Origin of the sequence: Pseudomonas sp. nanlin1 (genome assembly GCF_045571515.1) — a bacterium.
In the GTDB taxonomy this organism is placed as follows: domain Bacteria; phylum Pseudomonadota; class Gammaproteobacteria; order Pseudomonadales; family Pseudomonadaceae; genus Aquipseudomonas.
The window spans coordinates 935,486-958,573 of sequence record NZ_CP124218.1; the positions used below are offsets into that span (position 1 = coordinate 935,486).

A 23,088-nucleotide genomic window follows, 5' to 3' on the forward strand; every position below is an offset into this window, starting at 1 on the left:
CATAAGGGCAGGGCTAGAGCAGCCCCGCCTGTTGCAAGGCTTGCAAGGCGGCCAGTGGTGTTGGCGCCAAGCTCAGGCCGGCCATGTCGTCGCCCGCCGGGCCCGCCTCGTTACGATGCAGCACCACTGCCGGGCCGACCAACCAAGCCGGGCTGCTGCAACTGCTCGCCAGCCGTGCCAGCACGCCCGGGCCGACCACCTTGCGCGAATAGAACAGCACCGCGCGGGCCTTCAGGCGTTCGCTGGCCAGGGCGAGTTCGCTGGGCGGCAAAGGCCAATCGAGGACGGTCACCGGGCAGTTGGCGCTGCTGACCAGCCAGGCCGTCAGCCATAGGTGCGGTTCCAGCGGCAGGTCGGATTGGTTGATCAGCAGCACGGGGGCGCCACTGAGCTGGCGGTTGTTGTGATACAGGCGGGCGCCGAACTTGCTGCGCAGCCAAGTGAAGAAGAACACCCGTTCCATTTGCGCGCCAAACTGGCTCTGCCAGCGCTGCTCCAGTGCTTCAAGCAGCGGCAGTAACAACTGCTCGCAGAGGGTGACCGGCGGGTAGATGGCCATGGCCTGGTTGAACAGGTCGTCGACCCGGCGTTCGGCCAGCGCCGCGATGGCTTCAATCAGTTGCTCGCGCAGTGGCAACCACTCGCTTTCGATAGGCTCGCCTTTGAGCGATTGCGGCGCATCCAGCAACGCTTTGACCTGGCTGACGGACACCCCGCGGCTAAGCCAGGTCACCACCAGTTGCACCCGGCGCACGTGCTCGGCATCGTAAAGGCGATGCCCCTTGGCCGTGCGGTGCGGCACGATCAGCCCGTAACGCCGTTCCCAGGCGCGCAGAGTGACAGGGTTAACCCCGGTTTGGCGCGCCACTTCACGGATGGGCAGCCAATGGCCCCCAGCCGGTTCGACAGTCGGGTCAGATTGCATTGCGCAGGCTCAAGTTCTCGGGATGGGGTTGCAAATACACCTGGCGCGCAATGTACGGATCGGGATACAGGCGGAACAGGTGCTTGAGTAGGGTCAAGGGCACCACAAGGGGCACAATGCCTTCGCGGTACTGGGTAATCAGGTGCAGCAACTCGCGTTTGTCTTCGGTGCTGATGGATTGCTTCAGGTAACCGCTGATGTGGAGCAGCACATTGGCATGGGTACCACGGGTGGCGCAGCGCTTGAGCGCGGCCATTAGCTTGCTGAAATACGCAGGGCCAACCCGCGCGGCGTCTTCGCTGCCCATGTTGCCCAGGCGCTTGCCCAGCGCCTTGTACTGCAGCGGGTTGTTGGCCATCAGCTGGTACTTATAGCGGGCGTGAAATTCCGTCAGGCTGCGCCGGGTCAGCCCTTCGGCCAGCAGGCGTTGCCAGTCGGCATAGGCATAGACCCGCACCAGAAAGTTTTCCCGCAACACGGCGTCGCACAGGCGGCCTTCTTCTTCCACCGGAAGGTCGGGATGGCGCTCACAGAAAGCCTGCGCATAAATGCCGCGGCCGCCGTCGCGTTGGGGCACGCCATTGGCGCCGTACACCTTGACCCTTTCCAGCCCACAAGACGGAGACTTCTGCATAAAAATATAGCCGCAGATATCCCCCAGTTCACCGGCCATTTTTTCGCCGTAGGCGGCTAACGGTGCGGTGACATTAAGCTCGGGGTGGACCGTGCCTACCGCTTCGGGCCGCTGGCTTTCGCCGACCAGCCGGATGGGCTCGCGGGGGATGCCCAAGCCAATGGCGACCTCTGGGCATACGGCAACGAAATCGAAGTGCTCATTGAGTTGCCGGCTGCACAGGCGTGACTCTTTATGGCCGGCATTGAAGCGCACTTCCTGGCCCAGCAGGCACGCGCTGATGGCGAGCTTGGGTTTGGCGGAAATAGGGGTTGAGTCTGGCAACGCCGACCTCCAGCAGAGAAATTCTTGTACAGGCCAATTTGCCTGTACAACATGATTTCATCATAGGAGCTAACCTGTACAAGTCAATTCATTTGTACAGCTTTGCGATTTACTTCCAGCCCATCAACCAACTGTCGGCGTCGCGCAGGGCTTGCCAGGGCAGGCGCTGCACGCGCTGGTTGAGCACCGCTTGCAGCTCGACCTCAAGGACCGTGCCGTCTTCGTCGGTGACGAGTTGGGTCACCAGGAAGTGTTTTTCCCGATTGAGCGGCCGGGTTGCCGTCCATTTCGACAGCAACAGCTTGCGCGGGTTGAGGCGATGACCGGCGGCGCTCACTGCAAGTGCTCCAATAAGCGCCGAGCGGCATCGTGGCCGCTTAGCCAAGCGCCTTCAACCCGCCCTGACATGCACCAGTCGCCACATGCATACAGCCCCAGGTGGGCATCGGCCAGCGCGCCGAGATCGCGGCCACCGGCGGGGCGGGCGTAGAGCCAGCGGTGGGCCTGGCTGAACGAGGGTGCCGGCATGGCGCAGTCGAGGATCTCGGCGAAGGCGCCGTGCAGGTGGTCGATTACGGCCTCCTTGGGCAGGTCCAGGTGTTCTTTGCTCCAGGCGCTGGTGGCGTGCAGTACCCAGGTATCGCGGGCATCATCACGCCCTGGCTTACTGCGGTTGCGGGCCACCCAGTCAAGCGCGCTGTCTTGCACGAAGCAGCCCTGCATCGCGGTGTTCAAGGCCTCGTCGAAGGCCAACGCGACCGCCCAGGTGGGCTCCATCTGCACCCCGGCGGTGACGGCGGCAAGTTTCGGCGCGGTGGCCAGCAGCGCCGTGGCCTGGGCCGGTGGTACGGCAATGACCACGTGGCTAAAGGGGCCGTGTTGGTTGCCTTCGGCGTCGAGTAAATGCCAAAGGCTGGCGCCGTGGAACACCTCGGTGATGCGGCAACTAAAGGTGCTGGGCAGCTCATCGAGCATGGCCCTGGCGATTGCGCCCATGCGCGGCGTACCGACCCAGCGGGTCTGTTCGTCGGGCGAAGGGCTAAGTTGCCCGCCTTTGCAGTTGTACAGGGCCGGTTTCCATTCGGCGACGTGGCCGGCCTCTTTCCATTGCTGCACTTGGGACACGAAGCGGCGGTCACGGGCGGTGAAGTATTGCGCGCCGAGGTCGAGGGCGCCGGCTTCGCTGCGTTTGCTCGACACACGCCCGCCAGGGCCGCGTGCCTTGTCGAAAAGCTGGACCGCATGGCCAGCCTGGTGCAGCGCCTGGGCTGCGGAGAGTCCGGCGATACCGGTACCGATAATAGCGATAGGTACTGTCATAGTGGCCTCGTTACGTCTGGCCGAAGCATGCGGATCACACCTGCGATGCACACTCACGGCCCGCTGTTCACAGACTACGCTCTAGAACAAACCTGTACAATGTACACTTTTCGTATAACTTGGGCGTTGCGCCACGCCAGGTTGTCCTATGATCTATGTATAAGGGGGCCTAGGTTCTGTACGTAAAGTCGCCGAGCGGCGATCAGGCAAGGCAAAAACGGGCGAGGAAGCGGAGTTGACTGGTTGTCAATGAGCATTCCGAGCCTGTTTTTAACGCAGCATGGTCGACGCGCAGGCACTTTACGTACAGAACCTAAAGAAACCCCTTGCTGTACTAGGTAAGACTAGCCAATCACTGCCAACGCCACACGAGGAACGAGTCATGCACATATTGCTGACCGGCGGTACCGGTTTGATCGGGCGCGAGCTCTGCAAACTATGGCTCACCCAGGGCCACCGTTTGACGGTTTGGAGCCGACGGCCGGCCGACGTTTCGCGTTTGTGCGGCGCCGGGGTCAAGGGCATTGCCCGGCTTGAAGAGTTGGGTGACGAACCCCTGGACGCCGTGGTCAACCTGGCCGGGGCGCCTATCGCGGATCGGCCTTGGACTGGCAAGCGCCGCGCCCTGTTGTGGGCCAGCCGCATCGGCCTGACCGAGCAGTTGCTAACGTGGTTGCAAGGCCGCACGCAAAAGCCTGCGGTATTTATCTCGGGTTCGGCAGTGGGTTGGTACGGCGATGGTGGCGAACGTGAGCTGAACGAAACCTCGCCGCCGGTCAAAGAAGATTTCGCCAGCCGCTTGTGCATCGCCTGGGAAGAAACCGCCCAGCGCGCCGAGGCTATGGGCATGCGCGTCGTACTGGTACGCACCGGGCTGGTGCTGTCCAGCGAAGGCGGTTTCCTCAAACGCCTGCTGCTGCCCTTCAAGCTTGGCCTGGGTGGCCCGATCGGCGACGGGCGGCAATGGATGCCGTGGATTCATGTGGCAGATCAAATCGCCCTGATCAATTTTCTCTTGCACCATACCGAAGCCGGCGGCCCCTATAATGCCTGCGCGCCTGGGGTGGTCCGTAACCGTGAATTTGCCCGGCGCCTGGGCAAAACCCTGCACCGCCCGGCGGTGATGCCGCTGCCGGCGTTTGTCTTGCGCACAGGGCTCGGCGAGTTGTCCGGGCTCTTGCTCGGCGGCCAGCGCGCGCGCCCGGTGCGCCTGAGCGAAGCAGGCTTTGTATTTCGCTACACCGATCTGCAAATGGCCTTGGATGAATTATCCAGCCGTTTGTAAACACTGGTTTCGCTAATAGGACTGTGCATGAACGATCATGCTTTGCTGCTGGTCAACCTCGGCTCACCGGCCTCCACTTCGGTGGCCGACGTGCGCCGCTACCTCAACCAGTTTTTGATGGACCCCTACGTCATTGACTTGCCCTGGCCCGTGCGCCGGTTGCTGGTGGGCTTGATCCTGATCAAGCGGCCCGAACAGTCAGCCCATGCCTACGCTTCCATCTGGTGGGACGAAGGCTCGCCGTTGGTGGTGCTTAGCCGGCGCTTGCAGCAGGCCATGACCCGCGAATGGACGCAGGGCCCGGTGGAGCTGGCGATGCGTTACGGCGAGCCCTCCCTCGACACCGTTTTGCAACGCCTCACCGCCCAGGGGATACGGCGCGTGACCTTGGCCCCGCTGTATCCGCAGTTCGCCGACAGTACGGTGACCACGGTTGTCGAAGAAGCTCGCCGGGTCGTGCGCACCCGCAAGCTCGATGTCGAGTTCTCCCTGGTGCAGCCCTTCTACGACCAACCCGAATACATCGAGGCGCTGGTGGCCAGCAGCGCGCCGCATCTGCAGCAAGGCTTCGACCATCTGCTGTTGAGCTTCCATGGTTTGCCTGAGCGCCATTTGACCAAGCTAGACCCCACCGGCCAGCATTGCTTGCAGAACGCCGACTGCTGCCGTACGGCACCGCCAGAAGTCCTCGCGGTGTGTTACCGCGCCCAATGCTTGCGCAGCGCTGAAGCGTTCGCCAAGCAGATGGGGTTGGCCGAAGGGCAGTGGTCGGTGTCGTTCCAGTCGCGCCTGGGCAAAGCCAAGTGGATCGAACCCTACACCGAGGCCACGCTGGACGCCCTGGCTCAACAGGGGGTGAAAAAACTGCTGGTGATGTGCCCCGCGTTCGTCGCCGACTGCATCGAAACCCTGGAAGAGATCGGCGACCGCGGCCGCGAGCAGTTTTGCGCTGCGGGGGGCGAGGAGCTGGTGCTGGTGCCATGCCTGAACGACGATGCCCATTGGGCACAGGCGCTCAATACCTTGTGCGAGCGTGCGCCAGCCCTGGCCTGACACCGGCGCCTGAGCAAGCCCCAGGACGGGGCTTGCGGGTTTATTCCTGGAGGTTTTTCTTCCAGTCGCCATGCCCTGGCAACAACAGGTTCAAGGCAATCGCTACCACGGCACACAGGGCGATGCCTTTGAGGCCGAAATCATCTGGGCCGGTACCGGTGCCGATCAGTACTCCGCCAATGCCAAACACCAGGGTCACCGAAACGATCACCAGATTGCGCGCTTCGCCCAGGTCAATCTTGTGGCGAATCAGCGTGTTCATGCCCACTGCCGCGATCGAGCCAAACAACAGGCAGAGAATCCCGCCCATGACTGGCACCGGTATGCTCTGCAGCAGCGCACCGAACTTGCCGATAAAAGCCAGGCTGATGGCGAATATCGCCGCCCAGGTCATGATCTTCGGGTTGTAGTTTTTGGTCAGCATCACCGCACCGGTCACCTCGGCGTAGGTGGTATTGGGTGGGCCACCGAACAGGCCGGCGGCCGTGGTGGCGATGCCGTCGCCCAGCAAGGTACGGTGCAGGCCTGGTTTTTTCAGGTAGTCACGACCGGTGACGCCGCCCACGGCGATCACCCCGCCAATGTGTTCGATGGCCGGCGCCAGTGCCACCGGTACGATGAACAAAATCGCCTGCCAGTTGAACGCTGGCGCGGTGAAGTGGGGCAGGGCCAGCCACGGCGCGGCGGCGATCTTGGCGGTGTCGACTACGCCAAAAGCGAACGCCAGGGCAAACCCCACCAGCACACCGGCGATGATCGGCACCAGGCGGAAAATCCCCCGACCATAGACCGCTACGACTAACGTGGTCAGCAAGGCGGGCATGGAGATCCACATGGCGGTGGCGTAGTGGATCAACTCACTGCCGTCAGCGGCTTTGCCCATGGCCATGTTCGCCGCGATGGGGGCCATGGCCAAGCCGATGGAAATGATCACCGGGCCGATCACCACCGGCGGCAGAAGGCGGTCGATAAAGCCGCTGCCTTTGATCTTTACCGCCAGCCCCAGGAAGGTATAGACAAAACCGGCCGCCATTACCCCGCCCATGGTCTCGGCCAGGCCGAACTGGCCCTTGGCGAGGATGATCGGGGTAATAAAGGCAAAGCTGGAAGCCAGGAACACCGGCACCTGGCGGCCGGTCACCAGTTGGAACAGGAGAGTCCCGAGGCCTGCGGTAAACAACGCGACATTAGGGTCCAGCCCTGTGATCAGCGGCATCAAGACCAGTGCGCCGAACGCCACGAACAGCATCTGCGCACCGGACAATACCTGGCGCCAGAGCGGCTCGTTGAAGTCGTCCTGCATGCTCAGGCGTCCTTTTGCTTGGTGCCGAAGATCTTGTCCCCGGCATCGCCCAGGCCCGGAATGATGTAACCCTGTTCGTTCAGGCGCTGGTCGATGGACGCGGTGTAGATCTGCACGTCCGGGTGGGCTTTTTCGACCACAGCGATGCCTTCGGGCGCTGCCACCAGTACCATGGCGCGGATGTCTTTACAGCCGGCTTTTTTCAGCAGGTCGATGGTCGCTACCATTGAGCCACCGGTGGCCAGCATGGGGTCAATGATCATCGCCAGGCGCTCGTCGATTTCCGAGGCGAGCTTTTCCAGGTAGGTGTGGGCCTTGAGGGTTTCCTCGTTGCGGGCCACACCCACGGCGCTCACTTTGGCCCCGGGGATCAGGCTGAGCACGCCTTCGAGCATGCCGATACCCGCACGCAGGATGGGCACGACGGTGATTTTCTTGCCGGCGATTTTTTCCACTTGAACCGTACCGGCCCAGCCTTGGATGTCGTAGCTTTCCAGGGGCAGGTCTTTGGTCGCTTCGTAGGTCAGCAGGGCGCCCACTTCCTGAGCGAGCTCGCGGAAGTTCTTGGTGCTGATGTCGGCGCGGCGCATAAGGCCGAGCTTGTGGCGGATCAGCGGGTGGCGGATCTCACGGATGGGCATGGGGATAACTCCGGCGGGCAAAAAAACGGGGCTAGATTAATCTATTCGTGGTGGCTGTCCTATAGACAGACTGCACGGTAGTCCAAAATGCTTGATCTGTTCCCGGCGGGTGCGTACCTTTGCCGGCTTTTCTGCAACCACCCCTATTGGAGCGCGCTATGTCCGCTGATCTCGAGCACATCCGTCAAGTCATGCGAGAGGCTGACTGCCTTTACCTCGAAGCGACCGTCGAGGCGGCCATTGCGCGTGTGGGCGAGCAGATCAATGCGCAACTGGCCGAGCGTAACCCGGTGGTGTTTTGTGTCATGAATGGCGGGCTGATTTTCGCCGGCAAACTGCTGACGCACCTGAACTTCCCTTTGGAAGCGTCCTACCTGCACGCCACCCGCTACCGTAACGAAACCCGCGGTGGCGACCTGTTCTGGAAAGCCAAGCCGGAAATATCCTTTATCGACCGCGATGTGTTGATCATCGACGATATCCTCGATGAAGGGCACACCCTCAGCGCGATCATCGATTTCTGCAAGCATGCTGGCGCCAGTGCGGTGCACACCGCTGTGTTGATCGATAAAGAACACGATCGTAAAGCCAGCCCAGACCTCAAGGCCGATTTCGTTGGCTTGCCCTGCGTCGACCGCTACATCTTTGGCTACGGTATGGACTACAAGGGTTACTGGCGCAATGCTGCAGGCATCTACGCCGTCAAAGGTTTGTAATATCTGCGGGCAGGCCAGCCGTTCGCGCGGTTGACTGTTCCCCTGGGTTGCCGGAGAGTGCTCGCCTGCCTATTTCGGAGCCTGCCATGCGCCTTCCCGTTACTGCCCTCGCCCTTGTGCTTAGCCTGCCGTTGGCCGCCGCGCCGATGCATGGGCAGTTCCTGCCGCCCGATGAGGCGGCGCTGCGCGAGGCGGCGCCTGAGCAGCAACAACTGTTGCAGGTGACCGAGTTTACCGCGGTCATGGGCAACCAGCGGCTCTCCAACCAGCAGCCGATCCCGGTTACCGCACCGTTATCGTTGTTACTCAAAGGCAAGCCGCTGAACAAGGGGGCTACCTTGAACCAGGTGTTCATCACCTTCGATGCCGAAAGCAAAAGCCTGAAAAAGCCCGTTTACGACGCGGCCAGCAAGACGTTGACCCTCAATTACCCGCTGGTGCAGTACCGAGTGATCCTCGACCTACTGCGCAATGACACGGTATACGTGCAGTTTCTGACCTACGCCAATGGGCATGTCTGGGCTGACCTACACACCGGTGCTGTACGCGCGCGTTGAGCCCGGCGCCTTGCCAGGGGTAAACTGCCCGCCCCGTGATATCGCCATTGCCAGTTGGAAACCGCCATGCGTAAAGATAAAAAACAGTTGATTGGTGACGAGATCGGCGACGCCCAGATCAAATTGTTTCTGGACTTCGAACCGGTAGACGCCACCTCGCCGTCGCTGCACAAGTTGATCAAAGCCTACCGCGGCCTGCGCGTGGACGATTTCGAGCGCTTCCTGGTTTTCTTCAAGGAGGCCGGCTACGACCTCGACGGTCGTGACGAGCAAGGCAACGACTTCGTTGCCCTAGTCCGCGATCAGCGTAATGCGCCTGAGTACATTGAGCTCATCGAGAAAGCTCGCGTCTGATATACCCGCCCTGGCTAGCCTGAACAATGCACCCCAGGGTGATCCGGATCCGGTGGGGGCTGGAAAAAGACCTTTCGTCCGTCTATTAAAGTGCCCACATCACGCGTTCAGGCGCGGAGCCGATAGCGATCTCAGTAGATGCCATAATTCCTCCTGAGATTCGCCATCATGAGCTTACGTAAACTCAACCTTGCGCCCCGTTCTGCCCTATGCTTCGGTTTTTTTTGTGCCTTGATCGTCGCATTGGGCGCTTTTGCCGTACGGCAAGCGTCGGTGCTGAATGAGGCTGAGAAAAAAGTCGAGACCAATATCGTTCCCAGTTTCAAGGTGCTGGGGGTGTTGGATCGGGAGTTTGTCAGCGTGCGTAACAGCAATAGCAAGTTGCGCAACGCCAGCGAAAGTGACGCCATCAGGGCTCAGAGTGAAGAAGACGCGCGCAAATCCCAAGCCCTGATCAAGCAGAACCTCGATGAGCTGTCCGGGTTGATTGTGACCCCGCAGGGGCGAGTGGCATTCGATGCGATGAAAGAAGCGGTCAGTGCTTTCGATGTGGTGCAGGCCAAGTACGTAGCATTGATCGTGGCCAAGGATTTTCCTGCTGCCATGGCGTACTCGGACCAGAGTGTCAGGGCGGCGTCCACGCAGGTGGCTGCCAATATCCAGAAACTCAAAGAGATCAATGACGCCAAGGCCAAAGCCGCTGGCGAAGACGCTGATCTGGCCTACAGTCAGACGCTCACCCTGGTTGTGGTGTTCGTGGCTATCGCGCTGCTCGCGACCCTGCTGGTGGCGTGGCTGTACACAAACAGTGTGATGGCCCCCATGCGTCACTCCCTCACGATTGCCGAGCGTATTGCCGCCAACGACTTCAGCCACGACGTCAAGCCTGATGCCGGTGATGAGATGGGCCGTTTGATTGGTGCTTTGGCCACGATGCAAAGCAACCTGCGCAGTACCATCATCCAGATCAGCGACTCTTCCACTCAACTGGCGGCCACCTCGGAAGAAATGCACGCCGTGACCGAGGACGCTTCTAAAGGTCTGCTGCGGCAGAACGACGAAATTGAAATGGCCGCTACGGCCGTCAACGAGATGAGTTCGGCGGTCGATGAGGTGGCCAGTAATGCCGCAGGGGCGTCGACCGCCGCTGCACAAACCAGCAAAACGGCAATGGCCGGGCGTGGCAAGGTGGATGAAACGGTCAGCGCGATCAACCTGATGGTCAGCAATGTGGAGTCTACCTCCACCAGCGTGCGCGGCTTGGCTGGTATGGCCACCGATATCAGCAAGGTGCTCGACGTGATCCGCGCGATCGCCCAGCAGACCAACTTATTGGCGCTGAACGCGGCCATCGAAGCGGCCCGTGCTGGTGAGGCAGGCCGTGGTTTCGCGGTGGTAGCGGACGAAGTACGGGCGTTGGCCCATCGCACTCAGCAGTCGACCAGCGAGATCGAGCAGATGATCTCAACCATCCAGACCGGTTCTAACGAAGCGGTGACCTCTATGGATCAGACCAGTCAACAAGCGGGCAAGACACTGGCCCTGGCACAATCGGCAGGCCTGGCCCTGCTCGAAATTACTGAGTCGATTGGGCATATCAACGACCGCAACGTACAGATCGCTACGGCTGCAGAAGAGCAATCTCAAGTGGCCAGGCAGGTCGATCGCAGCCTGGTGAGCATTCGCGACTTGTCCACACAGTCGGCAGCGGGCTCGCATCAGACGTCGGTGGCCAGCGGTGAATTGTCGAAGTTGGCGGTGGACCTGAACCATTTGGTGAAACGGTTTAAGGTTTGACGGGAACGTTAGAAGCTCGGGGGCAAACCCCCTCCTACGATTGTGCGTGACGTAGGAGGGGGCTTGCCCCCGATCTCTTCAACGATTAAACCGGCTCGAAGCGCGTAGCCTCGCTGTGCTGCTCGACCAGTTCCAGCCCTTCATCGCTCTTGGTGCGCACGCGATGGTATAGCTCGGCATCGGTCTCTAGCGCTTTTTCCCGCGCAGGGAAGATCTCTGCCAGTTTTGCTGTCCAGGCTTCGCTACGGTAGCGCTCGGGGAAGCAGCGTTCGAGCAGTTCGAGCATGATCGATACGGTGACCGATGCCCCCGGAGAGGCACCCAGCAGAGCGGCCAACGAACCATCGCGGGACGCCACCAGCTCGGTACCGAATTGCAGCACGCCGCCTTTCTTTGGGTCTTTCTTGATGATTTGCACGCGCTGGCCTGCAATCTCTAAACGCCAGTCCTCAGCCTTCGCCCCTGGGTAGAAACGCCGCAGCGATTCCAGGCGTTGCTCCATGGATTGGCGCACTTCGCTCATCAGGTACTTGGTGAGGTCCATGTTGTCACGGGCCACCGCCAGCATTGGGCCAATGTTGGCCGCGCGTACCGACAGCGGAAGATCCAGGAACGAACCATGCTTGAGAAACTTAGTGGTAAAGCCGGCGTAGGGCCCGAACAGCAAAGACTTCTTGCCATCGACCACACGGGTGTCCAAGTGCGGCACCGACATGGGCGGCGAACCCACGGCCGCCTGGCTATAAACCTTGGCTTGGTGCTGCTTGACGATCTCTGGGTTGTCGCAACGCAGCCACTGGCCACTGACCGGGAAGCCGCCGAAGCCTTTACCTTCTTCGATACCCGACAACTGCAACAAGGGCAGGGCGGCACCGCCAGCGCCGAGGAAGACGAAACGTGAGTCGATTTCACGGCTGTGGCCGCTGTCGACGTCTTTGATCGTCACCGACCAGCCGCTGCCCTTGCGAGCCAGGCCAGTCACCTTGTTACGGTATTTGACTTGAACGTCAGGGGCGCTGCTCAAGTGGGCGAGCAGTTTGTTGGTCAAGGCGCCGAAGTTGACGTCGGTACCGCCCATGATGCGAGTAGCCGCCAGCCGTTGATCTGCTGGCCGGCCAGGCATCATCAGGGGCATCCACTCGTTCATCACGGCTTTGTCTTCGGTGTATTGCATGTCGGCGAAGGCGTGATGATGCTTGAGTGCTTCGTAGCGTTTTTTCAGGAAGGCTATGCCTTTGTCGCCCTCGACGTAGCTCAAGTGCGGCACAGGGCAGATGAACGAGCGCGACGAACCGAAGGTGCCTTTTTGGCTCAGGTACGCCCAGAACTGCTTGGATACCTCGAACTGCGCATTGATATGCACAGCTTTCTGAATATCGATGGAGCCATCGGCTGCCTGGGGGGTGTAGTTCAGTTCGCACAGCCCGGCATGGCCGGTGCCCGCGTTATTCCACGGGTTGGAGCTTTCTGCGGCCCCCGAATCCATGAGCTCGACCACTTCCACGCGGATCGCTGGATCGAGCTCTTTGAGCAGTACGGCCAGGGTGGCACTCATGATGCCTGCGCCTACCAGTACTACGTCGACTGCTTCGTTTTGCGCCATGTTAACGCGTCTCCAAAATCTTCAGCATCCAATTGACAGCATAGAACCCAGTACGTTGTGCAGGCTGGGGATCACTATGTCCGACGCTTCGCTATGTGTTGCGGCAGCGGGCGGCTTGAGATAACAGGCATCAACTCACTTTTCTGCCTGCCTGGCCATTCGACCATGGTCAATACGCCCACTTCCCGGTGTCAAACCGAGCTAGCCGCCCGTGTACATACGCTCAGATATCGAGGCGTGAAGAATTCTTTGCAGGTCGATGGTGCCTGTTTCGCTACGGAACTGTTCATTTGCTCGCCACACTCTTGTGAAGTAGTGAAAACCCGTTTTTCACGCTCTTTTGGAGTCGTAAACCTCAAAGGCTCTACCAGTGAGACACCGGCAGCGCGGTCAGATTCAGCGAAGCGGTAATGTGCCGGCAACAGCGAGGCACCGCGACTTCACAGGCTCTGTGTGGGCGGCTCTCTGTGGGCAATGCGGGGGTCAGTACAGCGCACTGACGGCGATGCGAGGCCCGATCAGGAGACGTCCTTATAATCGGGGGGTGAGTATAGCGATGAAACGAGAGGAATTGATCTTAATTAATGGACTTTTGTTGGCCTTGCATTTATGCGGACAGTGCGTGTGCCCTGCGACATTCGCGCGCAGGCTGGCTAACCCGGGCATTGGCAGGCAGGCTATGGCCCAGCCAGCCCAAGCGCATTTCGCTGACTTCTACCCAACCCGGTGCGGCCGGCGGCTGCGCGCATTGCTTGAAGGCCTGGCAATGGCCATTGGCATCTAGGTGGGCGAAGGTGCGCAGGGGGCTGGGTTTGAAAAGCCAGCGCAGCAGTGGGGGCATGGCGAGTGAACTCTGCAGAAGGTATGTAGGCAGTGTGCGTGGAAAGCGTTACAAGGGCATGACAGGAACCGCCCGGGCTTGCCCCAGTCAAAGCTGAACTGGTTCGGCGCGGCCCCGGCCCGCTATACTGCTGGCCACTGATGCCTATTTCCTGGAGATGATGAGCATGCTGCAACGCTTGGTGTTCGCTATGATCGCTGTGACTGGCCTGGCCCTGGCCGGCTGCGCCAATAGCCCGCAACAACTCAGCCCGCAACCTAAGCTGACCTCGCAACTGGCCGCCGTGGGGCGTGGCCAGCCGGTGGTGGTGCGGGTGGTCGATGGGCGCCCATCGCCGACCTTGGGCACCCGTGGTGGCCTATACCCTGAGACCAGCGGCGTTAGCGTCGCCGCCAATGATATCGTGCCCAAGCTGCAGGCTCAGGCTGAAGCCGCCGTGCGTTTGCTTGGCTTTACGCCAACCGCCAATGCGTTCAACGCCCCGCAGTTGACCATCACCCTGGCCGACCTGAAGTACCAGTCGCCCAAGGACAAGATGTACGTGACTCAGGCGACCATCAGCGCCAACTTCCGCGCCGACGTCGCGAACGCCAGCCAGCGTTACACCGGCCGCTACGGCGCTTCCCTGGATCAGCGCTTCGGCATGGCGCCGAACCAGGAAACCAACACCAAATTGGTCAGCGATGTGCTCAGTGACGCGCTGACTCGGGTCTTCAAAGACGCCACCATCGGCCAGACCCTGAATCAGTAATGGGCAAAGGGGGCGGCCTTGCGCTGCCCCCTGAACTTCCGCCCGCTATCAGGCTGTCATCTCGGCAAAATGCGCCATCATGCGTTGAGCGTCCGCCTCCACGCCGCTGAATAATTCGAACGCTTTAACCGCCTGGAACACGGCCATGATGCCGCCGTCCAGCGTTTGGCAGCCGAGTGCGCGAGCGTTACGCAGCAGTTCGGTTTCCAACGGGAAGTAGACAATCTCAGCCACCCATAAAGCCGGCCGGAGCAATTCCAGCGGCACCGGCATGCCCGGCAGCTTGGCCATGCCCATGGGGGTGGTGTTGACCAGGCCGTCCGCCTCGGCCATGGCGCTCGGGAGGTCGCTGCCGACCTTGGCCCGGTCACCCGGGAAATGCTGGTTGAGGTTATCGGCCAGGGCCTGGGCGCGGCTGGCGTCGACGTCGAAAATACTCAGTTGCTGCACGCCTTCGATCAGTAGCGCGTGGGCCACTGCCGCCCCCGCACCCCCGGCCCCCATTTGCACGACCCGCGCGCGCGGTACGTCGGCCATGCCACGGCGAAAGCCTTCGGCGAACCCCAGGCAGTCGGTGTTGTGGCCCACGCGTTTGCCGTCTTTGAGGACCACGGTATTGACCGCGCCGATGCCACGGGCTTCGGCCGACAGCTCATCGAGTAGCGGGATGATTGCCTGTTTGCTCGGAAAAGTAATGTTCAGCCCGGTGAAGCTCATGCGTTCGGCGGCGGTCAGTAGCTCGGGCAGAGCGGCGTTGTCGAGTTGCAGTTTGTCCAGGTCGATCAACCGATACAGGTAGCCGAGGCCTTGGGCGGCACCCTCATGCTCATGCAGTGCCGGCGTACGTGAGGCCTGAATGCCCGCGCCGATCAGGCCGGCCAGGATGCTGGGGTGGGATTGCTGGAGCATGGAAATCACCTTGTTATTGTTGGAATGAAGCCACGGGGCTCATGCCTAATAAATTGTACCAACCGGTTAATTTGGTCAAATGGTTTTCGTCAGATGGCCGCTCAGGGGGCTTTGGGCAAGATATGGCCCGAGACGTGCGCGCCCGCTTCGCGGGGTAGGCGGCGCAGGTCTAGCATCGACGCCAGGGTCAATACGCCCACCAGGGCAAAGGCCACGTGGTAGGCAGCCAGGTCGTTGGCGGCAGCGCCCAGCAGTGCCTCGCTGGCGCGCAAAAAGATCACCGCCAGCGCAATGCCCAGGCCGAACGCCAACTGTTGGGTCATGCTGAACAGCGTGTTGGCCGAGGCCATCAAGGGTTTAGGCATGTCGGCGAAGGCCAGGCTGCTGTAGGCGGTAAAGCCCATCGAGCGGGCCATGCCGGACACCAGCAACACCGGTAGAAGCACGGCCCAGGGCGTGTCGGGTGTCATGGTGGCGCAAGCGAAGGTGCAGAGGGTCAGCACCGAGCCGCTGCCAATCAAGGTATTGCGAAAACCATAGCGGCGCAGCACCCAGCCGGTCATGGGTTTCATGCCGATGTTGCCGGCGAACAGCGTGAGCACCATCAACCCCGCCGTGACCGCGTCGTAGCCAAACCCCAACTGGAACATCAATGGCAGCAAGAAGGGGTGGGCGCTGACCATGGCCCTAAACAGTGAGCCGCCCTTGAACGTAACCGCGTAGGTCGGGATGTTCAGCGCATCGAGCCTCAGCAGGGGCGCGGGGTGGCGGCGCAAGTGCCGCGCCAGTAGCAGGACCAGCCCGGCGCTGGCCGCAAGCAACAGGTAGGCCGGCCATTCGCGTGGCGCTTGGCCGAGGTGTTCAAGGCCGTAGAGCAACCCCCCACACGCCAGGGCACTGAGCACGAAGCCTCGACGGTCAAAAGCCCCTGGCGCTTGCTCGGCCGCGCGCTCGGGCATCAGCTTCCAGGCAAAAGCCAGGGCCAGCAGACCTAAGGGCACGTTGAGCAGGAATATCCAATGCCAAGAGGCATAGGTGGTGACAAACCCTCCTAGCGGCGGGCCCAGCACGGGCGCCACCAGGCCAGGCCAAGTGATCAGCGCGATGGCTTTGAGCAGGTCGGATTTTTCCGTATTACGCAGCACCACCAGGCGCCCCACCGGCACCATCATGGCGCCGCCGATGCCTTGGAGTACGCGAGCCGCCACAAACTGCCAGAGTGTCTGCGAGATGCCACACAGAATTGAAGCCAGAATAAACACCGCCAGCGCGGCCATGAACACCCGGCGATGCCCCCAGCGTTCGGCGACCCAGCCACTGGCTGGAATAAATACTGCGAGTGTCAGCACATACGCCGTGATGCCGATATTCACGTCGACCGCCGCGGCATTGAACGAGCGCGCCATGTCGGGCAGGGCGGTCACGATGACCGTGGCGTCGAGGTTTTCCATGAAGAAGGCGCCTGCCACCAGCAACGCGATGTAGCGCGAGCGGGCGGCGGGCAAGGTGGCGGCGGTCAAAGCGAATCTCCAGGGCGCGGGCGTGTGCCTTCACGTTAGCCCAGTGCGGCGCTGGCGTCAGCCGTCGCGGCGCACCAACAGCACCCCAGACTCCATATGGTGGGTGTAGGGGAACTGGTCGAACAGTGCGCAGCGCTCGATGCGATGGGTATCGTGCAGTTGTGCGATGTTTGCCGCGAGCGTTTCCGGGTTGCAGGAGATATACAGAATATTGTCGAAGCGCCGGGTCAGCTCACAGGTGTCAGGGTCCATGCCGGCCCGCGGCGGGTCGACGAATACGCTGCCAAATTGATAGCTCTTGAGGTCGATGCCTTGCAGGCGACGGAAAGGCCGCACTTCATTGAGCGCTTCGGTCAACTCCTCGGCTGACAGCCGCACCAGCGTCACGTTGTCGACGCCATTGTCCGCCAGGTTATTCAGCGCTGCCGCCACGGAGGTCTTGCTGATCTCGGTGGCCAGCACTTTGCGCACCCGGGTGGCCAGCGGCAGGGTGAAGTTGCCATTGCCGCAGTACAGCTCAAGCAAATCATCTTCACGCGGGCCCAGGGCGTCGTAAGCCCAGTTAAGCATCTTCTGGTTGACCGTACCGTTGGGCTGGGTGAACGCCCCTTCGGGCTGCTGATAGCGGAACGTGCGGCCCGCCACGCTCAATGCTTCCTGGGCGTAGTCCCGCCCGATCACCACCCGCTTGCCTTTGGAGCGACCGATCACGCTCACCTGTAGATCCTCGGCCAGTTGCTCGGCGGCGGCCTGCCAATCGGCGTCTAGAGGGCGGTGGTAACACAGAGTGACCATGGCATCGCCGGCCAGGGTGGTGAGGAACTCCACTTGAAACAGCTTATGGCTAAGGGCCGAGCTGGCCTGCCAGGCGGCTTTTAACTGCGGCATCAAGGCATTGATGCGGGCACTGGCGATGGGGAATGAGTCGATCAGGATCGGCACATGCTTCTCGCCAGGGGCGAACATGGCGTAGTGACGCTGGTTGTCTTCGCGCCACAGGCGGAACTCGGCGCGCAGCCGGTAGTGCTCGCGGGGCGAGTCGAACACCTGCGCCGGCGGTGCGTCGAACGGCGCTAGCAGCTCACGCAGACGCGCTGCTTTTTCATCCAACTGGTGGGTGTAGCCCTGGGGGTCGAAAGCGACGGCGCTCATGCGTTGAACCAGCCCAATTTGATCACGAACAGAATGGAAAGAATCACCAGCGCCGAATTCAACTCATGGCGCCGGCCAGACAGCAGTTTGATCGCGGTCCAGGCAATGAAACCGAAGGCGATACCATTGGCGATGGAGTAAGTCAGCGGCATGGCCAGCGCGGTGATCAGCACCGGGGCGGCTTCGGTGATGTCATCCCAATTGATCTCGGCCAGGCCGCTGGCCATTAGCACGGCGACGAACAGCAGCGCGGGGGCCGTGGCATACGCCGGCACGCTGCCAGCCAGTGGCGCGAAAAACAACGCCAGCAGAAACAACAGCGCCACCACGATGGCGGTGAGCCCGGTACGGCCACCGGCACTGACACCCGCCGCAGATTCAATGTAGCTGGTGGTGGTGGACGTACCCAGCAGCGAACCGGCCATGGCGGCGGTGCTGTCGGCGATCAGCGCACGGCCCATCTTCGGCATGTGCCCGTCTTTGCTCATTAGGCCCGCCCTTTTGGCCACACCGATGAGGGTGCCGGAGTTGTCGAACAGGTCCACGAACAGAAAGGCGAAGATCACGCTGACCAGGCCCACATCCAGCGCGCCTTTGATGTCCAACTGCAGGAACGTCGGCGCCAGGGAGGGCGGCATCGACACCAGGCCGCCGAATGGGCTAAAGCCCAGCAGGATCGAAGCCAGGGTCACCACCAGAATACCGATCAGCACCGCGCCGCGAATTTTCAAGGCTTCCAGCGCGATGATCAGAAAGAACCCCAGGGTCGCCAGAATCGGCGCCGGTTGCTTGAGGTCGCCGAGGCTGACCAGCGTGACCGGGTGGCCCACGACGATTTTGGCGTTTTGCAGGGCGATCAGCGCCAGGAACAGGCCGATACCCGCCGCGATCCCCGAACGCAGGGGCAGGGGGATGCTGTTGACGATCCACTCACGGATACGCAACACCGAGAGCAGGAAGAACAGCACCGCAGAAATGAACACCGCCCCCAAGGCCACCTGCCAGGTGTGGCCCATGTGCAGCACCACGGTGTAGGTGAAGAAGGCGTTCAGGCCCATCCCGGGGGCGAGGGCGATCGGGTAGTTGGCGATCAGGCCCATGGTCGCCGAGCCAATGGCGGCGGCCAGGCAGGTGGCGACGAACAGCGCACCTTTATCCATGCCTGTTTCGCCGAGGATGCTCGGGTTGACGAACAGGATATAGGCCATGGCCAAAAACGTGGTGACACCCGCGAGTATCTCGGTGCGCACGTTGGTGTTGTGTGCTTTGAGTTGAAACAACCGTTCCAGCATGCCCAGTCCCCGTGGCGCGCGGTGGCGCCTTGTTGAAGTGTCGACCCGAATAGCAAAGCACATTCGCGCCGTAAAAAAAGCCGCGCATCATACCAGTCGGGCCGCTGGGGGTGAATGCGCAATGCGCGACGGCCGACATACTGTTCTGGAGCATGGTCGCGAAAGCCACGAGGCAGGATGCGCAAGGGATCAATGAGCGAAGCAAATAAAGAAACTTCCTACAGCATTTTGGGATCGCTCAAGGTTGACCTGCGTCTCAGGCGGCGCGCTAAAGTGGCTTCGTTACATTTAGCTCGCCATCCGTCCGTATTTGCCCACAACGCATCGACCAAGGGGTCGCCTATGTACAAGCCCGAGGGCCCAGGATGGGCAGCTCCCTCCACAGGGTGTGAACGCAATATTGCCACCCATGAACTTTCACGCCGTGAACTTGAAGTCTTACACCTGGCCAGCCTTGGTAATACCTACAAGGAACTGGCCCTGGTCATGGGCATCAGCCCCAATACCGTGAAGTTTCATATGAAAAACATATTGCTCAAGCTTCACTGCACCAATAGCCGCCTGGCGGTGGCCAAAGGGTTGCAACTGGGCTTGGTCAAGCTGGACGCCCCACAACAAGCCCCGACCTACCCATCGGGGTAGTTGTAGTGCCACTAACGGCAGGCCACTATTTAGTTGCCCAGCCCCTCTAGTACTGGGTAATCCGTTACAGACACTCTGTTGAAGTGTTTGCGCCTGCCCAGGGATGGGCACCTTACTTTCCATCCGCGTTGCCGCGCCCCTTTATCATTTGCGCTCTCTTGCAAGGGACGCTTGTCTACGATTGCTCCAATGGCCGCATCCACCTACCCATCAGGGTAGTTGTCCGCCCTTGGCAAACGCCCGATGATTGAGTTGCCCGCTGCTGCCGAGTAGCGGGCGGGGCCGATGCGGCTCCTGGGCATAGTGGCCGGCATCGGTAATGGAAGTCTTATTGCCCATGGACGGGCCCCCCTCTCCCCATCCAATCCCCAGCGGCCAATAAACAGGCGGCCCTTACGCCTGGTGCCGCTGGCTGCCCAAGCTTGCTGCAAAGCGGTGCGCCCTGTGGCATGGTTTTCAGTACAGCTTGCCTTCGCAAACGCCGTAGCAGGCAAAAGTAAAGCGGGTGAGGCAACAGGTCGCGCGGCACTAAGCCACACGGCTGTTGTCGCTGAATAGGTCTACTCTTTTACTGAACCTTGATCCATGTCAATCCGTCACGGTACGACATGGTGGCCACCCGGCCATTTGCCACGCGAAACCACTGCCTACAGAACGGAATCTACCCGTCATACGCCCTGACTTCGCGGGGTCCATGGTGCCCGCCACGGGTGCCACTCCCACCTGATTAGAGGAAACCCTATGTTCGGCTTAGAGGCACTAGATCTCGCCCGAATTCAGTTCGCGTTTACGGTGTCGTTCCATATTCTGTTTCCTGCCATCACCATCGGCCTGGCCAGTTACCTGGCAGTGCTCGAAGGCTTGTGGTTGCGCAGCGGCAATAACACCTACAAAGATCTGTACCATTTCTGGTCGAAGATCTTCGCGGTCAACTTTGGCATGGGCGTGGTCTCGGGCTTGGTCATGGCCTATCAGTTCGGCACCAACTGGAGCCGGTTCTCCGACTTCGCGGGCGCCGTGACGGGCCCGTTGCTGACCTACGAAGTGCTCACCGCGTTCTTCCTGGAAGCAGGGTTTTTGGGCGTCATGCTCTTTGGCTGGAACCGGGTGGGCCGTGGCCTGCACTTTTTCGCCACGGTGATGGTGGCCATCGGCACCTTGATTTCGACCTTCTGGATCTTGGCCTCCAACAGCTGGATGCAAACGCCCCAAGGCTACGAAATCCTCGATGGCCGAGTGATTCCCGTGGACTGGTTCGCCGTGGTGTTCAACCCCTCGTTCCCGTACCGCCTGATGCACATGTCGATCGCCGCCTTCGTGGCCACGGCATTCTTCGTCGGCGCCTCGGCGGCCTGGCACCTGCTGCGCGGGCGCGACAACCCGGCCGTGCGCAAAATGTTCTCCATGGCCATGTGGATGGCACTGGTCGTGGCGCCGGTGCAGGCCTTTGTCGGTGATATGCATGGCCTCAATACCCTGGAGCATCAGCCGGCGAAAATCGCCGCGATCGAAGGGCACTGGGAAAACCATGGCGACGAGCCCACCCCGCTGATCCTATTCGGCTGGCCCGACATGGAAGCGGAAAAGACCCGTTTCGCGGTCGAAATCCCTTACCTGGGTAGCCTGATCCTGACTCATAGCCTGGACCGGCAAATCCCCGCGCTGAAGTCGTTCCCGCCGGAAGATCGACCCAACTCGACTATCGTCTTCTGGTCGTTCCGGGTGATGGCTGGCCTGGGCATGTTGATGATCTTCGTCGGCTTGTGGAGCGTATGGCTGCGCAAGCGCCAGACCCTTTACACCTGCAAGCCGTTCCTCTACCTGACCCTGTGGATGGGGCCGTCTGGGCTGATCGCGATTCTGGCTGGCTGGTTCACCACTGAAATCGGTCGTCAGCCGTGGGTGGTGTACGGCTTGATGCGCACCGCCGACGCATCCTCGAACCACAGTGTGGTGCAGATGAGCATCACCCTGGTGATGTTCGTCGTGGTGTATTTCTCGCTGTTTGGCGTGGGCCTGGGCTACATGATGCGCCTGGTTCGTAAAGGCCCTGTGCCCCATGTCGACCATGGTCACGACGGTGGACCTGGGCAGAAACGTACGCCGGCACGCCCGCTTTCGGCAGCCGACGACGACAATGACGTACGTTTTCAAGACAGCTTGAGCAAGGGGAACTGAGCCATGGGTATCGATCTTTCACTCATCTGGGCCATCATCATTATCTTCGGCATCATGATGTATGTGGTCATGGACGGGTTTGACCTGGGCATTGGCATCCTCTTTCCGTTCATGAAAGACGAAGGCGACCGCGACGTGATGATGAACACCGTCGCGCCGGTATGGGACGGCAACGAAACCTGGTTGGTGCTCGGCGGGGCGGCGCTGTTCGGCGCCTTCCCGCTGGCCTATGCCGTGGTGCTGTCTGCCTTGTACCTGCCGCTGATCTTTATGCTGGTTGGCCTAATCTTCCGCGGTGTTGCTTTCGAGTTCCGCTTCAAGGCCCGCCCTGAGAAACGCCATATCTGGGACAAAGCCTTCATCGGCGGTTCTCTGGCCGCGACCTTCTTCCAAGGTGTGGCGTTGGGCGCCTACATCGATGGCATTCCCGTGGTCGACCGCAGCTACGCCGGGGGCGGCATGGACTGGCTGACACCGTTCAGCGTGTTCTGTGGCCTGGCGTTGATCGTGGCCTATGCGTTGCTTGGTTGCACCTGGTTGATCATGAAAACCGAAGGCAGCCTGCAGAAAGCCATGCATCGCTTGGCCCGCCCATTGACCCTGCTGCTGCTGGTGGTCACCGGTATCGTCAGCCTCTGGACGCCATTGGCCCATGACGATATCGCCACACGCTGGTTCAGCACGCCCAACCTGTTCTACTTCTTGCCGGTGCCGATTCTGGTGCTGGTGACGGTGGTCGGCCTGATCCGGGCAGTCGCGCGCAAGGCCCACTACACGCCGTTCCTGTTGACCCTGCTTCTGGTGTTCCTGGGCTACAGCGGATTGGGGATTAGCCTGTGGCCCAATATCGTGCCACCGGCCATCAGCATCTGGGACGCCGCGTCCCCGCCGCAAAGCCAGGGCTTTATCCTGGTTGGCACCCTGTTCATCATCCCGATCATTCTGGTGTACACCTTCTGGAGCTACTACGTGTTCCGCGGCAAGGTGACCCATGAAGACGGTTACCACTAGTGGCTACGGAGGAACCGAGCATGAGCGGTAGAAGCCCATTGCCCAGTGAAGGTGAGAAAAAGCCGCTGTGGAAGCGCCTTGGGTGGCTTGTCGTGATCTACGCGGGCAGCATCGTGGCGTTGGGTATCTTCGCCATGTTGATCCGGCTGTTCATGACGGCCGCAGGTATGAAGTCCCACTGACGGCAGGGAATTGATCGGGCGCTGCGCAAGGTAGCCCCGATCTGCCTCGCTACCTGTTCTGGCACTTGCTGTTACCGGACGCACACTATCTGTGCGTT

The 23,088-nt window shown here is 61.0% G+C and carries 24 protein-coding genes; 11 read left to right on the plus strand and 13 right to left on the minus strand.

The features are described from left to right. Positions 1-13: 13 nt before the first annotated feature. The 4 genes from QCL65_RS04365 to QCL65_RS04380 all read right to left on the minus strand — a co-directional run bounded on the left by QCL65_RS04365 (position 14) and on the right by QCL65_RS04380 (position 3,203). Complete coding sequence (locus tag QCL65_RS04365; RefSeq protein WP_407315067.1) at positions 14-925, minus strand: MerR family transcriptional regulator; 912 nt, start codon at positions 923-925, stop codon at positions 14-16. Beyond that, on the minus strand, positions 915-1,883 hold the full coding sequence (locus QCL65_RS04370; RefSeq protein WP_407315068.1) for a YbgA family protein: 969 nt from the start codon (positions 1,881-1,883) through the stop codon (positions 915-917). Before QCL65_RS04370 ends, QCL65_RS04365 begins: the two co-directional genes overlap by 11 nt. Positions 1,884-1,992: 109 nt before the next feature. Further along, positions 1,993-2,220: a TIGR02450 family Trp-rich protein gene (locus tag QCL65_RS04375; RefSeq protein WP_407315069.1), complete on the minus strand. Its 228-nt coding sequence runs from the start codon at positions 2,218-2,220 to the stop codon at positions 1,993-1,995. Beyond that, positions 2,217-3,203, minus strand: coding sequence for an NAD(P)/FAD-dependent oxidoreductase (locus QCL65_RS04380; protein WP_407315070.1), 987 nt, complete (start codon positions 3,201-3,203; stop codon positions 2,217-2,219). The genes QCL65_RS04375 and QCL65_RS04380 overlap by 4 nt, the downstream gene beginning before the upstream one ends. Before the next feature lie 382 nt (positions 3,204-3,585). Between QCL65_RS04380 and QCL65_RS04385 the strand changes: the two genes are divergently transcribed. Together QCL65_RS04385 and hemH are read left to right on the plus strand one after the other, a co-directional pair. Beyond that, positions 3,586-4,488, plus strand: coding sequence for a TIGR01777 family oxidoreductase (locus tag QCL65_RS04385; RefSeq protein WP_407315071.1), 903 nt, complete (start codon positions 3,586-3,588; stop codon positions 4,486-4,488). A 27-nt stretch (positions 4,489-4,515) separates the two neighbouring features. Next, the gene (gene hemH, locus QCL65_RS04390; protein ID WP_407315072.1) at positions 4,516-5,541 is read left to right on the plus strand and encodes a ferrochelatase; all 1,026 of its coding nucleotides are present in this window, start codon (positions 4,516-4,518) and stop codon (positions 5,539-5,541) included. A 40-nt stretch (positions 5,542-5,581) separates the two neighbouring features. Here the strand turns inward: hemH and QCL65_RS04395 are convergent, their stop codons facing one another. Then, positions 5,582-6,844 carry a uracil-xanthine permease family protein gene (locus QCL65_RS04395; protein WP_407315073.1) on the minus strand — a complete coding sequence of 421 codons (1,263 nt, stop codon included), beginning with the start codon at positions 6,842-6,844 and terminating at the stop codon, positions 5,582-5,584. Between the two features lie 2 nt (positions 6,845-6,846). Further along, the gene (gene upp / locus QCL65_RS04400; RefSeq protein ID WP_407315074.1) at positions 6,847-7,485 is read right to left on the minus strand and encodes a uracil phosphoribosyltransferase; all 639 of its coding nucleotides are present in this window, start codon (positions 7,483-7,485) and stop codon (positions 6,847-6,849) included. Between the two features lie 158 nt (positions 7,486-7,643). On the opposite strand from upp, the gene QCL65_RS04405 reads away from it, so the two are divergent. The 4 genes from QCL65_RS04405 (at position 7,644) to QCL65_RS04420 (ending at position 10,909) form a co-directional block, all read left to right on the plus strand. After that, positions 7,644-8,201 carry a hypoxanthine-guanine phosphoribosyltransferase gene (locus QCL65_RS04405; protein WP_407315075.1) on the plus strand — a complete coding sequence of 186 codons (558 nt, stop codon included), beginning with the start codon at positions 7,644-7,646 and terminating at the stop codon, positions 8,199-8,201. Positions 8,202-8,287: 86 nt separating this feature from the next. Beyond that, on the plus strand, positions 8,288-8,758 hold the full coding sequence (locus QCL65_RS04410; protein ID WP_407315076.1) for a hypothetical protein: 471 nt from the start codon (positions 8,288-8,290) through the stop codon (positions 8,756-8,758). Between the two features lie 66 nt (positions 8,759-8,824). Continuing rightward, entirely contained in the window at positions 8,825-9,112 is a 288-nt protein-coding gene (locus QCL65_RS04415) for a PA4642 family protein (RefSeq protein ID WP_407315077.1), read from the plus strand. A 168-nt stretch (positions 9,113-9,280) separates the two neighbouring features. Further along, entirely contained in the window at positions 9,281-10,909 is a 1,629-nt protein-coding gene (locus tag QCL65_RS04420) for a methyl-accepting chemotaxis protein (protein WP_407315078.1), read from the plus strand. A gap of 85 nt (positions 10,910-10,994) precedes the next feature. Here QCL65_RS04420 and mqo read toward each other — a convergent pair whose 3' ends face one another. After that, the gene (gene mqo / locus QCL65_RS04425; protein ID WP_407315079.1) at positions 10,995-12,512 is read right to left on the minus strand and encodes a malate dehydrogenase (quinone); all 1,518 of its coding nucleotides are present in this window, start codon (positions 12,510-12,512) and stop codon (positions 10,995-10,997) included. A gap of 607 nt (positions 12,513-13,119) precedes the next feature. Continuing rightward, a complete protein-coding gene (locus QCL65_RS04430; RefSeq protein ID WP_407315080.1) occupies positions 13,120-13,353 on the minus strand; it encodes a hypothetical protein in 234 nt (77 codons plus the stop codon). Between the two features lie 166 nt (positions 13,354-13,519). On the opposite strand from QCL65_RS04430, the gene QCL65_RS04435 reads away from it, so the two are divergent. Beyond that, entirely contained in the window at positions 13,520-14,104 is a 585-nt protein-coding gene (locus QCL65_RS04435; protein ID WP_407315081.1) for a YajG family lipoprotein, read from the plus strand. 48 nt (positions 14,105-14,152) lie between these two features. On the opposite strand, the gene QCL65_RS04440 is transcribed toward QCL65_RS04435, so the two are convergent. The 4 genes from QCL65_RS04440 to QCL65_RS04455 all read right to left on the minus strand — a co-directional run bounded on the left by QCL65_RS04440 (position 14,153) and on the right by QCL65_RS04455 (position 18,977). Continuing rightward, positions 14,153-15,013, minus strand: coding sequence for a shikimate dehydrogenase (locus QCL65_RS04440; RefSeq protein ID WP_407315082.1), 861 nt, complete (start codon positions 15,011-15,013; stop codon positions 14,153-14,155). Between the two features lie 101 nt (positions 15,014-15,114). Beyond that, positions 15,115-16,533: an MFS transporter gene (locus tag QCL65_RS04445; protein WP_407315083.1), complete on the minus strand. Its 1,419-nt coding sequence runs from the start codon at positions 16,531-16,533 to the stop codon at positions 15,115-15,117. A gap of 57 nt (positions 16,534-16,590) precedes the next feature. Continuing rightward, on the minus strand, positions 16,591-17,685 hold the full coding sequence (gene trmA, locus QCL65_RS04450; RefSeq protein WP_407315084.1) for a tRNA (uridine(54)-C5)-methyltransferase TrmA: 1,095 nt from the start codon (positions 17,683-17,685) through the stop codon (positions 16,591-16,593). After that, positions 17,682-18,977: an NCS2 family permease gene (locus QCL65_RS04455; protein ID WP_407315085.1), complete on the minus strand. Its 1,296-nt coding sequence runs from the start codon at positions 18,975-18,977 to the stop codon at positions 17,682-17,684. Before QCL65_RS04455 ends, trmA begins: the two co-directional genes overlap by 4 nt. Positions 18,978-19,319: 342 nt before the next feature. Between QCL65_RS04455 and QCL65_RS04460 the strand changes: the two genes are divergently transcribed. Beyond that, the gene (locus QCL65_RS04460; protein WP_407315086.1) at positions 19,320-19,619 is read left to right on the plus strand and encodes a response regulator transcription factor; all 300 of its coding nucleotides are present in this window, start codon (positions 19,320-19,322) and stop codon (positions 19,617-19,619) included. A 210-nt stretch (positions 19,620-19,829) separates the two neighbouring features. Here QCL65_RS04460 and QCL65_RS04465 read toward each other — a convergent pair whose 3' ends face one another. After that, entirely contained in the window at positions 19,830-19,958 is a 129-nt protein-coding gene (locus tag QCL65_RS04465; protein WP_407315087.1) for a hypothetical protein, read from the minus strand. Positions 19,959-20,360: 402 nt separating this feature from the next. Between QCL65_RS04465 and QCL65_RS04470 the strand changes: the two genes are divergently transcribed. The 3 genes from QCL65_RS04470 to QCL65_RS04480 are packed head-to-tail and all read left to right on the plus strand — an operon-like array spanning position 20,361 to position 22,990. Then, positions 20,361-21,797, plus strand: a complete 1,437-nt coding sequence (locus QCL65_RS04470; RefSeq protein WP_407315088.1) for a cytochrome ubiquinol oxidase subunit I — start codon at positions 20,361-20,363, stop codon at positions 21,795-21,797. Between the two features lie 3 nt (positions 21,798-21,800). Continuing rightward, positions 21,801-22,808 (plus strand): cytochrome d ubiquinol oxidase subunit II, encoded by a 1,008-nt coding sequence (gene cydB, locus QCL65_RS04475; protein WP_407315089.1) that lies wholly within the window; start codon positions 21,801-21,803, stop codon positions 22,806-22,808. Between the two features lie 20 nt (positions 22,809-22,828). Continuing rightward, positions 22,829-22,990: a DUF2474 domain-containing protein gene (locus QCL65_RS04480; protein ID WP_407315090.1), complete on the plus strand. Its 162-nt coding sequence runs from the start codon at positions 22,829-22,831 to the stop codon at positions 22,988-22,990. Positions 22,991-23,088: the final 98 nt, after the last annotated feature.